At 39.4% G+C, this 13,145-nt stretch carries 12 protein-coding genes; 9 read left to right on the top strand and 3 right to left on the bottom strand.

Annotated features, from left to right (window positions below):
- Positions 1-13: 13 nt before the first annotated feature.
- The 9 genes from BFL47_RS06240 to BFL47_RS06200 all read left to right on the top strand — a co-directional run bounded on the left by BFL47_RS06240 (position 14) and on the right by BFL47_RS06200 (position 11,196).
- On the top strand, positions 14-1,684 hold the full coding sequence (locus BFL47_RS06240) for a RagB/SusD family nutrient uptake outer membrane protein (RefSeq protein WP_069658965.1): 1,671 nt from the start codon (positions 14-16) through the stop codon (positions 1,682-1,684).
- Positions 1,685-1,699: 15 nt separating this feature from the next.
- Positions 1,700-2,827, top strand: coding sequence for an IPT/TIG domain-containing protein (locus BFL47_RS06235; RefSeq protein ID WP_069658944.1), 1,128 nt, complete (start codon positions 1,700-1,702; stop codon positions 2,825-2,827).
- Between the two features lie 68 nt (positions 2,828-2,895).
- Positions 2,896-4,575, top strand: coding sequence for an endo-1,4-beta-xylanase (locus BFL47_RS06230; protein WP_069658943.1), 1,680 nt, complete (start codon positions 2,896-2,898; stop codon positions 4,573-4,575).
- Between the two features lie 206 nt (positions 4,576-4,781).
- Positions 4,782-5,540: a polysaccharide deacetylase family protein gene (locus tag BFL47_RS06225; protein ID WP_245681319.1), complete on the top strand. Its 759-nt coding sequence runs from the start codon at positions 4,782-4,784 to the stop codon at positions 5,538-5,540.
- A gap of 70 nt (positions 5,541-5,610) precedes the next feature.
- Positions 5,611-6,723 carry an endo-1,4-beta-xylanase gene (locus tag BFL47_RS06220; RefSeq protein ID WP_069658941.1) on the top strand — a complete coding sequence of 371 codons (1,113 nt, stop codon included), beginning with the start codon at positions 5,611-5,613 and terminating at the stop codon, positions 6,721-6,723.
- A 98-nt stretch (positions 6,724-6,821) separates the two neighbouring features.
- The gene (locus tag BFL47_RS06215) at positions 6,822-7,385 is read left to right on the top strand and encodes a Crp/Fnr family transcriptional regulator (protein ID WP_069658940.1); all 564 of its coding nucleotides are present in this window, start codon (positions 6,822-6,824) and stop codon (positions 7,383-7,385) included.
- Between the two features lie 102 nt (positions 7,386-7,487).
- Complete coding sequence (locus BFL47_RS06210) at positions 7,488-8,885, top strand: TolC family protein (RefSeq protein ID WP_083257038.1); 1,398 nt, start codon at positions 7,488-7,490, stop codon at positions 8,883-8,885.
- A gap of 162 nt (positions 8,886-9,047) precedes the next feature.
- Complete coding sequence (locus tag BFL47_RS06205) at positions 9,048-10,004, top strand: HlyD family secretion protein (protein ID WP_069658939.1); 957 nt, start codon at positions 9,048-9,050, stop codon at positions 10,002-10,004.
- A gap of 4 nt (positions 10,005-10,008) precedes the next feature.
- Positions 10,009-11,196, top strand: coding sequence for an ABC transporter permease (locus tag BFL47_RS06200; RefSeq protein WP_069658938.1), 1,188 nt, complete (start codon positions 10,009-10,011; stop codon positions 11,194-11,196).
- A gap of 51 nt (positions 11,197-11,247) precedes the next feature.
- Here BFL47_RS06200 and BFL47_RS06195 read toward each other — a convergent pair whose 3' ends face one another.
- The 3 genes from BFL47_RS06195 to BFL47_RS06185 are packed head-to-tail and all read right to left on the bottom strand — an operon-like array spanning position 11,248 to position 12,915.
- On the bottom strand, positions 11,248-11,550 hold the full coding sequence (locus BFL47_RS06195; RefSeq protein WP_069658937.1) for a hypothetical protein: 303 nt from the start codon (positions 11,548-11,550) through the stop codon (positions 11,248-11,250).
- Positions 11,550-12,272 (bottom strand): pirin family protein, encoded by a 723-nt coding sequence (locus tag BFL47_RS06190; RefSeq protein WP_069658936.1) that lies wholly within the window; start codon positions 12,270-12,272, stop codon positions 11,550-11,552. Before BFL47_RS06190 ends, BFL47_RS06195 begins: the two co-directional genes overlap by 1 nt.
- Before the next feature lie 55 nt (positions 12,273-12,327).
- Positions 12,328-12,915, bottom strand: a complete 588-nt coding sequence (locus BFL47_RS06185; protein ID WP_069658935.1) for a Crp/Fnr family transcriptional regulator — start codon at positions 12,913-12,915, stop codon at positions 12,328-12,330.
- Positions 12,916-13,145: the final 230 nt, after the last annotated feature.

The following is a 13,145-nucleotide window of genomic DNA, read 5'->3' as shown; positions in this document are numbered from 1 at the left end:
AAAAATTCCAGACATGAAAACATTAAATAAATATTCAACAATAGCGGCAGCGTTTATCTGTTTGATCTCCAGTAGCTGTAAAGACGAGTACTTTGACCGTCCACCAAAAAGCCAGATCACTATAGATAACTTCTATCAAAATGCCGAGCAAGTGAATGCCAGCACACTGTTATTGTATAGTGCACCTTGGTTTGGTTACAGTGGAAAAGGCGGCTGGTCAATATCAGAATTGAGTGGTGGCAATGGAAGAACTTATTCAGCTGATATTATCAACTTTCAAGATTTTTCTGTTTCTTCAACTAATTTTGAAATATCAGCTGTGTGGAACTCATTATATATCGAAGTTGCACAAGCGAATGCTGTTATTAATAACTTACCAATAAAGGTTCCTGCATCGGTAGACAGGGCTGTAGTTAACAATGCATTAGGGGAAGCCCGTTTGTGGCGGGCGCTTGCCTATTTTCATTTAGTCAGAGTTTTTGGTCCAGTTCCCATTATCGAAAATACATTTGATTATGTTGCAGATTATCAAGTGCCCAGGCATAATGTGACTGATATATATACATTTATAGTAAATGACCTGAAATTTGCCGAAGAGAATTGTTACAGTAAAATAAGGTCTGGAAATTCCCCATCAAATGCCAGAGTTTCCAGTGGATCTGCATCAGCTTTGCTAGCTAAAGTTTTCCTGTACATGCAGGATTATCCTAATGCATTGGCTCAGGCAAACAAAGTGATTAATAGCGCAGAGTTTAAGCTGTATGGAATCGACGTAACCGGAAAATCTTTTGCCGATTTATTTTTAACTGCTAATAACAACAATGAAGAATCTGTGGTTGCTTTGCAATGGGCTGGTAATGGTGGTTACGGACGAGGAAATCCGTTCCAGGCTGCAGTAGCTTTCAGTAGCCAGATCACCGGAACAGGAGATGGTTATGGTCAAATGGCGCCAACTTTTGATCTTCAAGACAAATTTGACCCGAATGATTTGAGGAGAAAAGCGACTATAATGCTGCCCGGGGATAAATATCCTGAAATAAATCAATCTTCAGGGGGCTATACATTACCCGCTGATGCCAATTCCCAAGGTACCCACGCACAGGTTAAAAAATATGTGGTAGGTACACCAAGTGATAACGGTGGTACTGGAGGTGCACAGTCTTCAGCCAACAATACTTATTTAATGCGTTACGCTGACCTGTTTTTAATTAAAGCAGAGGCAATTATGGCAGGCGCAAAAACTAGTTCAAACCCCGAAGCTCTTGCAGCAATTAACACCATTAGAAGAAGGGCCGGGCTAGGTAATCTTGCCGTTATAAATAGGACAGGCTTTGTAAATAATCCTAATTACGTGGCCGGCAGTAATCTGAAGGGACAGCATTGGCCAACAATTTACCAGGATGATTTATTGGATGAACGGCGAAGAGAGTTCGCTTTCGAAAATGACTATTTCTATGATTTAATGCGCCTGGATGGTTATAATAAAACGGCTCATCCAATCGCTTTACAGATTATAAAGCAACAGGATAAAGGGACCTCTGATAGTCAAACTCCACCAAATCGTTACGGAAACGGATACTTAACTAATATCAATGATGCGAGTTTTGTGTTCCCAATTCCTGCAACAGAAACTGCAGCCGACCCTAAATTAAATGAGGCTCCTGTTCCATATATTTTTAAATAATTTAATTATAGCATCATGAAATTAAATATAAAAATAATTTATCTGATACTGCCTGTTCTGATCGCCTGTTGGATATCGTCCTGTAAAAAGGATGAAAACGTTAGTAAAGGCGCACCGACAATCGAACGTGTACGTTTATTGAGCAAGACGGATACGATAAGGGACGTAATTCATCCAATAACTTTGGATTCAAATAGTATTTACGATCAAACAAGGCTTAATTCGTTTGACTCCACTGTTGTTTCTGGTAGACTAAATACGCAATATGCTATATTAGGCTCCAACCTGTTAACCACTAAGTTGGTTTCTTTTAACGGTGTTTCTGTATACTTTAATCCCGGCCTGATAACGGATAACAGTATCATTCTAACTTTGCCAGCGACACTTCCATTTGGGCCCACACAATCAAATAAATTAATTATTGAAACACAGTATGGATCTATTGATTTTAATTTTTCGATTCAACAACCTCCCCCAATAATAGCAAGTTTTACTCCATTGGCAGCAGGAGCGGGTGACGTAGTAACCATTACAGGGTCAGTGTTCAATTCAGTAACTGCTGTCAGGTTTGATACCACACCAGCAGAAATTATTGGTACTCCTACAAACCAGCAAATTCAGGTAAGAGTACCAGCTGGTGTTGTTCAGTCGTATATATATGTGACTACTCCTGGCGGTACGACAAGATCTGCCGGATCATTTGGATTCAAATCCTTAGTGTATGATGATGCGTTTACAGCCGGATGGGGATCCTATTTCGGTTACAACAGCACCAGGGATCTTGCAAATACCGAACATCCTAAAAGAGGTAATGTAGCTATTAAAACCACTTTTAGTGATGCCTATGGCGCCTTCCAGGTTGGATATAACGGCGCAACACTTGATGTTAAAAAGGCTGGCCTCACATCCATTAAGTTTTCAGTTTATGGTGGTGCATCTACCACCGGTAAAAGTGTACAGGTAGTAATTAATGGCTCTTATGGCTCTGCTGTTGTTGTGCCGCTTACATCAGGAAGTTATACGGATTATACAATTCCGCTGAAATCCCTTGGTGATCCTGCAACTATATCAGAGATTGTTATTCAGAGTGCCGGTGGAAACGTTCCAAGTACCATCTACATCGATGACATCGGTTTCATTTAAAATAATTCACAAAACGCTGCCATGAGGCAGCGTTTTACTATGTCTCCAAATATACTAGCTCACATAATATGAAAAATCTCTCACTAACAGTACGGTTTTTTGTTGCCGGAATGTTCCTTATTTATTGTTCTTCTTGCCAGAAAGATAATTACGGTGATATAATGGTTCCTGAAACTCCTCTCTTAATTAGTACTGGTAATGTAGATCCGGCGGACAGCGCTGGTAATCTGAAGACTTTAAGTACAGGTGTCTTTGCCAACATGGGGATGGCAGTAACTTTCGGGCCTATGTCAACTAATGCAGCTTACTTAGCAACCGTAAAAACCCACGCCAACAATATTACCTTTGGCAATGAGCTGAAAGAGGGATCTGTTGTAACCAATATTGGAACTTATAACTATACTACCGCTGATGCATTGTATGCCATTTGTGCCACTAATAACCTTCAGGTATTTGGTCATACACTGGTTTGGCATTCGCAACAAAATAGTACTTACTTAAACTCGCTTATCGCTGCACAGGTAGTGGCGCCGGTACTTACTAATGTATTGGCCAACGGAGGTTTTGAAGCCGGCAGCGGTTCTTTATTTACCAATTGGAGCTCTTACAATGGTGGCACTTCTTTTTCTGCAGGTTCAGGGGCAAGTGAAGTTCGTACAGGAAGCCGGTCTCTTAAAGTTATCGTAGCAGCTGACGGTCAGGCGTATTCCGTACAACTAGCCAGTGATCTTTTTGCTACCACAATCGGCACTTCTTACACCATGACTTTTTATATCAAAGCAGCAACAGCAGGTGGTAAAATGAGGATTTCTACAGGTACAACAGCACAATATTCTGCAGACTATACCACTACAACAGGATTTGCTCCTTATACATTTACATTTTCTGCTAAAGATGCACAATCAAGGGTCTTAATCGATATTGGTTCAATTGCGAATACCTATTATGTGGATGATATCACGGTCACCGGTCCGGCGGTTGGCAGCGGAACCATAGAGCAGACAGATGCTCAGAAGGCTACAGCAATTGACAACGAGATGAGAAGGTACATTACAACCACTATGCAGCGCTATGCCGGAAAGATCAAAGCCTGGGATGTTGTAAATGAACCTTTTATGCAAAATGGCGCATTGAGAACAAACACCAATTATACCATTCCATCTGCTAATGCAAACAGTGAATTTTTGTATGCCCAATACATTGGTGGAAAGTACGACCTGAATAACTACGTTTTGAAAGCTTTTCAATATGCAAAGGCCGCAGATGCGACCGCATTAAGGTTTATTAATGATTACAACCTCGAAACTTCTAAAGCAAAAACAGATTCAATGGTAGCCCTGGTTTCCTACATTAATAAACAAGGAGCGTTAATAGATGGGATAGGAACCCAAATGCACATAGCGTTAAATACCTCCCACTCAGGCATCGACTACGCGTTCAAAACATTGGCCTCTACTGGTTTGAAGATAAGAATATCGGAACTTGATGTAATATTAAACTCGTCAAAAGCCGCAAACTATACACCAAGTGTATCAGGTTTGAATTTACAGGCAGACTTATACAAATATGTGATGCAGTCTTACCTTAAAAATGTGCCTGCAGCCCAGCGCTATGGTGTCACAGTTTGGGGAGTATCTGATACTGATAGTTGGTTAAACACATCAGCAAATCCTGACGTACCATTGCTGTTTGACAAAAACTACAAGAAAAAAGTTGCTTTTGCAGGCTTTTTACAAGGTTTGAAATAACGCAATTTAAGAATCGGCAAGATATCAATCAGGGCAGGTAATTTAAAAACGACTTGCCCTTGACGGTTGCATTAGCGCAATCAAATAGTACAATAATATAACACTTGTTCCCTGTGATCTGCGAATTCACTTATTAAGTAATTAAATAGAAGTCAAAAAGCTTATTCATGATAAACCTGAAATACTGTCTATTAATAGTACTACTTATGACCGTTTTTTGCCTAAAAGCGCAAAATTCTTTATGGAATAATAAACAATGTGCGGTAGTATTAACATATGATGATGCTATAAGTATAGACTTGGATAATGTGATACCAGCACTTGACTCCCTGAATCTCAAAGCTACCTTTTATATTATCGGCTCATCGCCGGTTGTAAAATCCAGGATGATAGAATGGCGCAAAGCAGCTGCCAATGGACATGAGCTTGGAAATCACTCTTTATTTCATCCTTGTGATGGTAGCTTACCAGGGAGAGATTTTGTTAATCTTGAAAACGACCTGAGCAAATATTCTTTGATTCGTGCAATTAATGAGATCAAAATTAACAATACCTTACTCACCGCAATAGATGGCCAGGATCTCCGAACCTTTGCCTATCCATGTGGAGACCTTACTGTTGGAGGTAAAAAGTTCTACGATGAGCTTAAGGGCGACTTTGTAGGAGCAAGAGGTGTAAGTGCAGGTTTGCAAACAGCCACACAAGTTAACTTAGACAATATAGATTGTTATTTTATTAACGGTCAATCTGCAGCATATATGATTAATTTGGTTGTACAGGCTCAGCGTTCAAATACCTTGCTTGTTTTTTTGTTTCATGGTGTTGGTGGAGGCCATAATATCAATGTTGATCTAAATGAGCACAGCAAGCTTTTGCACTATCTTAAAAATAACGAAAAAGATATCTGGATTACCACCATGGTAAATGCTGCAAAATACATTAAAAAGGAGCAATTTAACCGATAATTGGTGCCGAATCTTATAATCCAATTCATACAAACTAGTTATGAATCATAAACATTTTAAATTTTATTTTATGCTTAAAACGTCTGCTTTTTTTATTGGATTTAGTATCCTGTTTCTTTTGGTAAATACTTCAACTATAAAGGGTCAGTCCGTACAGCAAACAAAAGGACTTAAAGATTATTACCAGAATTATTTCCCTGTTGGGGTAGCTGTATCGCCACAATCACTTAAGAATGCTGACCAAGTAGCTCTGATATTAAAAAATTTTAATAGTATTACACCTGAGAATGCGATGAAAATGGGTCCGATCCATCCGGAAGAAAACCGATACGATTGGAAAGACGCTGATTCCATAGTTGCCTTCGCACAGTTGCATGGATTAAAAGTAAGAGGTCACAACCTTTGCTGGCATGAGCAGACCCCTGATTGGATGTTTGTGGACAAGGATAAAAAACTGGTTACCAAAGAAGTGCTGCTGCAACGACTTAAGTCACATATTGATTCTGTGGTAGGAAGATATAAGGGGAAGATTTATGCATGGGATGTCGTAAATGAAGCCATTGACGACGATAGTACGAAGTTTTTGCGCAATTCTTTATGGTATCAAATATGCGGTGAGGATTTTATTCTTAAAGCATTTGAATATGCACATGCTGCAGATCCCGATGCAGTTCTTTTTTATAACGATTACAATACCGAACGGCCAGAGAAACGGGAAAGAGTGTTCAAATTGTTAAAGAAACTAATAGACCAAAAGATCCCTGTGCAAGCTGTTGGCCTACAGGCGCATTGGTCTTTATTCGAGCCCACGCAAAAGGAACTTGTAGCTACGATTGAAAGATTTGCCTCATTGGGTTTGAAAGTGCAGGTAACGGAGCTAGATATCTCCGTATATCCCTGGGAGAAAAACAAACGCGATCTGCGAGCTGGTGAATCAGATACGTTTACGGCCGACATGCAACAAAAACAGACGGACCAATATGGCATGGCGTTTAAAGAATTCCGAAAGTATAAAAAAGTGATAAGTGGTATAACTTTCTGGAATATATCTGACCAGTATTCATGGCTTGATGAATACCCTGTAAAGGGCCGAAAAAACTATCCTTTATTATTTGACCAGCAGTTGCAACCAAAAAAAGCCTATTGGGAAGTTGTTAAATTTAAAAATAGTGATACCAAATAAAATGTAAGGACAGCGGGTAGTCTGGCTACCTATATATTAATTGCAATGACGTGTTAATTGCCTTTATATTACCAAGTGTTAATATATTCGTACCCGCTATGCAATTATCCTCTTACATCAATCAGATTTTACCACTATCGGACTTAACGAATACGGCAATAGAAAACGCATTTATTCCCGTTAAATTTAGTAAAACACAGATTCTCATTACTGAAGGTAAAATTTCAAAAGAGATGTTTTTTATTGAAAAAGGATTAGCCCGAATTTATTATTATAATGAGTCTGGCAAAGATATAACCTACAGTTTTTTTACTGAAGGAATGATGCTTACCGTGGCAGAAAGTTTTTTTGGTCAGTTACCTTCCAGGTACAACATTGAAAGCCTGGAAGACTGTGAAATGCGAAAAATTACTTATACTGATTTTGAAATGTTGCTGAAAATCTATCCTGAAACCGAAAAGATTAAAAGTCAGGGTTTATTGGAATTTTTACTTAAAGCTACCGATCGTATCGTAACCCTGCAGTTTCTTTCTGCGCAGGAACGATATGATCTTCTTATGAAAAACTATCCTTCTATTATTCAACGCGCATCATTAGGTCATATAGCTTCTTATCTAGGTATCACTCAGGAGACTTTAAGCAGAATAAGGGCAAAAAAATAATGATACAAGCCTGTGCTCATATTAATTTTTGATCTAGATCAAAAGGTTACAATTTATTAATGGCTAGCTTTGCCCAGCATAAAGTGATACCATTAATAAGTAATGAAATCGAGTACAGTAATATTTCTATTGATTGCCTTTATATACTTTCCTTTTGTTTTGTCCGCTCAAAATAGAGCCGCCCCGTCCCTGGATGAGCTAATTGACAAAGCCTTACTTAAAGACCATGTACTTGCTAACAAAATATTAGATATACAATCTTCTAATCTTGAATTAAAGCAATTAAAGGAAGTATATCTCCCTACGGCAGATATTTCAGGTAAATATGCATTTCTGGCCAACTCTGCTGAGTTGGGAATTCCTGCCTCAAGTTTTTCTCTAAACGGTACAGCAATGAATCTTCCCGAAGTAAACGCTGGTTTTAATAGTCAGGCTAACCTGTTTAAGACTGATTTAACCGTAAGCGCTTTACTGTACACTGGAGGGAAAGTTCCAGCTCTAAAACAAGCATTAACGGAAAAAACCAAAGCTCAGACTGCTTTATTAGAAATTAATCGCCAGCAGATCATAACAGATGTTAGTAAAGCTTACGATCAGTTAGCGCTGTTGAAACAGGTTAAAATTGTATTGGACGAAAGTCAAGATCGCCTCGACATAAATGCTAAAACTGCCGATAAAGCATTAGGTTATGGTCTGATAACCAAATACGAACATCAAAAGATTGAAGTCGCTAAAGCACAGCTGAGCTCCCGAAGATTGGATTATGAAGGAAAGAAAAACCTAATTTTACATCAAATAGAAATGTATACAGGGATAGAGATTGAGCGATTAGCTGCCATAGACAACGAATTACTCTCTTTTAATCTACTTGATGCCGCTCAGTCTGTCCAAAATAGGCCCGAAATGAAAGCATTAAACTTCAGTATCGCAGCCTATGAATATAAAGTTAAAGCAGCCCAAACTTGGTGGATTCCTAAGATTCAGGCCGCTTCCTCTCTAGGTTATCTGAATATTTTCAATACTAAATTAACAGGTAAAGAAGCTCTGCCAATTGTAGGTGTTTTAAAGCTGCGAGCCGACAAGTTTGAAATTGTTCCTAATTTCAACATAGGAGTAGGCTTTAAGTGGGATATCTTTACTGGATTTAAAGGGGAGAGGGATGTACAACATGCCAGGATTGAAGTCAGAAAAGCCGAAAATGAGAAGATAGACGCCGAAGAAAAGCTTAATCTTCTTTTACTGAAAACTCAAACAGACTTTAGTAACGCAGTTGCAGAAATACAAGTAAAGGAAAAGGAAAAACAAATAGCCGGAAATGCATTAGAGCAGGCAGGTAAAGAATTTAAACTGGGATTGATTAAAGCAGCGGATTTAATAGGTGCAGAAACTGATTATCAAAATGCAGCCCTACAAAAACTGCAAGCGGTATTTAACCAACGTCAGGCGGCATTGGAATTACTAAAAGCAACAGGAAGTCTGACGAAAGCCAGTATTCATTAACAACGAAACCCATGGACCTTAGAACTTTGGCAAAGTGTTTAATACCAATTGGTATCAATCCTGGAATTTTTAACTGTTAAGCGTTCTGCGAAAAATGAATGAACAGCTATTGGTACACATAGTATAACATCGGTTATCAAATAAATAAATACTTCTAAAAAGATGAAAACAGTATATAAAATAGTTGTCCTACTCTTCATTGTATCGACCATTTTTAGTTGTACTACTAAAAAGAACAAACCTCTTGAAGGTAAAATCAAAAGAGAGCTCATTGGTTTTGCCCCAAAAGTAACAGGCAGGATTCTTGAAATATACGTTAAAGAAGGCGACCTGGTAAAAAAGGGTGATACCCTTGCCATGCTGGATGTACCCGAAGTTAATGCCAAATTATCGCAGGCCAAAGGCGTTTTAAAAGCCGCAAGCGCACAGCGCGATCTCGCAAAAAATGGAGCGACTGCCAATCAGCTTACTCAGTTAAGAGCCAAACAATCCGGTATAAAAGAACAGTTTAATTTCGCTCAGAAATCTTATGCGCGTGCAAAAGGAATGTTTGCCGACAGCATGATGACCGCACAGGCTTTTGACGAAATTACTGCTAAATATTTAGGTGCGAAAGCGCAGTATGACGCTGTGAATGCAGAAATGAATGAAGCTATTAAGGGCGTGCGGACAGAAAGCCAAACAGCTGCCCAAGGTCAGAAAGATCAGGCACTAGGCGTTGTGCAAGAAGTTGAAGTGGCATATTCCGAAAGATATATTATCGCTACAAATGAGATGCTTTTGGAGACTATTAGTCTCCATGAAGGAGAATTAGCTACCGCTGGATATACCCTTTTTAACGGTTACCAACCCTTGACAACTTATTTCCGCTTTACCATTCCTGAAAGCAAAATTGGCAATTATAAAAGAGGGCAGGCCATTACTATTCATGTCCCGTATGCTAAAACCGATATCACCGGGAAAATTGTCACCATTAAGCAGTTGGCCCGTTACGCAGATATCACTGCAGCCTACCCTGATTACCAAATTGAAGAAGCTATTTACGAATTGAAAATCGTTCCGTCTGACGAGAATAAAGTCGAAAACCTGTTGGTAAATGCGACCATAACGTTAAACTAAAAAGATGAGAAACTTTTTTTATCTGCTCAGAAGAGAGTTTAGGCTCTTTTTTAAAGACACCACGCTGATGTCTGTTTTTCTTCTTGCCCCCATTATTTACGCGGTCATGTTTGGTTATGTATATAAGTCAGGTAAAGTAGAGCATCTCCCTGTTATAGTGGTCGATCTCGACAATACTCCTCTGAGCAACCAGCTAATTGACTTGTTAAATGACAATGAAAAGCTCCATGTGGTGCTCATCAAACACGATAATCTAGGCACTACCGAAGCGATGGTCGAACGTCAAGCCGTTGCCACTGTCGTGATTTCCGATCGTTTTGAGGCCTCTATCTTACAAAAAAACTATCCTGAAATAAATACCTATCTCAATACCACCAATTTACTTACAGCCAATATGGCTTCGCAAGGGTTACAGGCAACAATTGGAACTTTTAGTGCCGGAATTAATATGCAGGGCTTAAAGAAAAAGGGCATGAATGCCGAGCAGGCTTTCACACAATATGAACCCTTCAAAGCGAATTACATCAAGCTTTTTAATGAAACAGGCAACTATTTTACCTTTATGTGGCCGGGAGTACTCGCTGTTGTGCTGCAACAGGTAATCTTGCTTGGCCTGGCAGTAAGCTTTTCACGCGAGTATGAAAATAATACATTTAATTCTGAACTGCTCCGCAATACAGGATCCGCCTTTGTGGCCATGATGGTGAAAATTTTGCCCTTTTGGATTATGTCCATCTTTATCTTATTTACCTATTATATTTTCCATCATATCTTTCATGCGCCCATTCCTAGTCCATTGGGCAAGTTTGTGGTTACAACCGCCTTGTTTATCATAGCAACCTCTTTTCTCGGTGTATTGGTTAGTGCCATTTTCCCTAATTCATTAAAAGCTACCCAGGTTTTGATGTTACTATCCATGCCTGCTTTCATCATTGGAGGGTATACCTGGCCGACAGAATCGATGCCTATGGGCGTGCAATGGTTGGCAAACGCATTGCCTTTAACGCCCTTTCTCAATGCCCACAAGATACTACTCCTCGAAAAGGGCACGCTAAGTAATGTTTCCCCTTCTCTGATCCATCTATGTATCCTGATCCTGATCTATGGAATTATGGCTTTTTCAACCATTCAATTTAAGATATGGCGGGCTAGAAAGAATTTCGCTGAAGGGGTTAATGGCGAGTCTGAATAAGTTAACTAATTATTCGGACAAGTACTATAACCGTAAATGCCTGTCAGTTTTTTAAATCAATTTTCTATCAATAACTTGCTGGATTTCACTCAAAAGCAACCCACTGCCGCCGCCATAATGAAGGACGACGGGAATCTCAAGTCGCAAATCGTGTAATAGCGCTCGTAATCGAACCTCATCTATTCCGGCGCCCAAAAGTATTAGATCATAGCTGTTATTTGACAACTTCTCACCCAGCTCCTCTATCGATAGGGCAATCTCTCCTTCCCAATCCGGATTGTTATTGATCAGGCGCAGAACAGTTTTCATGATCTCAGCATGTTCCCCTGCTGCAATAATTGTTATCTTTTTCATTATAACTTTACCTCCATTGGAACCTCCATGATCAAAAATTCAGTTGCTGACTCCGCTTCCAATAAAGCATCTTCCACATCCCAGATTCCATAACCATCACGGGTATTCAGTACCTGGTCATTCACCTTCAAGTCTCCTTTCAGCACAAAGAAATAGATGCCGTTGCCTTCTTTTTTCAACTTATATAATGCTTTATTGTCTTGATCAAATTTGCCCATGTGGAACCAGGCATCCTGATAGATCCATACCCCATCATCATCTTTATTAGGTGATAATATTTGCTGTAAGCTGTTTTGGTCAGACAGTGTATTCAGTTTAATCTGATCATAGCGTGGAGAAACATCCCTCTGGTTAGGGAAAACCCAGATCTGAAGAAACTTCACGGGCAGATAAGGGTTTTTGTTGTATTCGGCGTGGTAGATTCCCGTTCCCGCACTCATCACTTGGATTTCTCCTGCCTGAATCACCGCTTTATTACCCATGCTGTCTTCATGAAGTAGTTCCCCTTCCAGGGGAATAGAAATAATCTCCATATTATCATGAGGATGATCGCCGAAGCCTTTTCCGCCATCTACCGTGTCGTCATTCAGCACACGAAGGGCGCCAAAATGGATGCGCTTTTCATTATAATATCCACCGAAGCTGAAGGTTTGAAGACTTTTTAGCCAACCGTGATCCGCTGATCCTCTTGTGTCTGCTTTATGCAATACTGATTTTTCCATAACACTATAAAGGTAAGTACCATTGCAGGTTAGCACACTTAATATAGGTTAAGAACTACTTTTTCTTGAGCAAACCGTTCCTCATTTTACTGAAAAATTCAGGGGTTACGCCGATATATGAGGCTACCTGTTTTAAAGGAACGTGTTCAATCAGACTAGGGTATTTAGAACAGAATTGGGTATATCGTTCCTCTGCCGTCAAACTTAAATTGTTTAATACCCGTTCCTGTGAGGCTACAAGTGATTTCTCAATAATAATCCGGAAAAAGCGTTCAAACTTTGGTACTTCCTTATATAGTATTTCCTGATTCACTTTAGAGAGCTTTAAGACTTTTGAATCTTCCAGGGCTTCAATGTTTAAGATTCCGGGTTTTTGCGAAATCCAGCTGTACATGTCTGCAATCCACCAGTTTTTAGGAGCGAAATTCAGTGCATGCTCCGATCCATTTTTATCGTAGGTGTAACCTCTGAGGCATCCTTCGTATACGAAAGTGGAATAACGGCATATTTCACCTTTTCGCAGAATGATTTGTTTTCGGGAAATGTTGGCAGGAATGAGGAGTGAAAGGAATAACTCTTTTTCTTTCTCGTCCAGTTGAATGTAAGTGGAAATGTTTTCTATTATCAGGTCTGATCCGTTCATGATGCATAAAGATAAGAGAATGGATCCATTGTGCTCAACTTCTGGAAAAGTTTCGATTTTGTTATTGCGTGATTTTAATATAAGCCTGATTTTGCAAGCAATTAATACGCAGTTTATTTTGTGTAGAGCGGACGATGTGCGGAGAAGGTGCGTGTAAGGTGGATGTTAGGTGCGCTAATTTTAAGTTCGATCATTTAGGATCTGACATCTCAAATTTAACCTTTTTCCCA

This window comes from Arcticibacter eurypsychrophilus, assembly GCF_001730525.1.
GTDB lineage: Bacteria > Bacteroidota > Bacteroidia > Sphingobacteriales > Sphingobacteriaceae > Arcticibacter > Arcticibacter eurypsychrophilus.
This window is presented reverse-complemented; position numbering and strand designations above follow the sequence as displayed.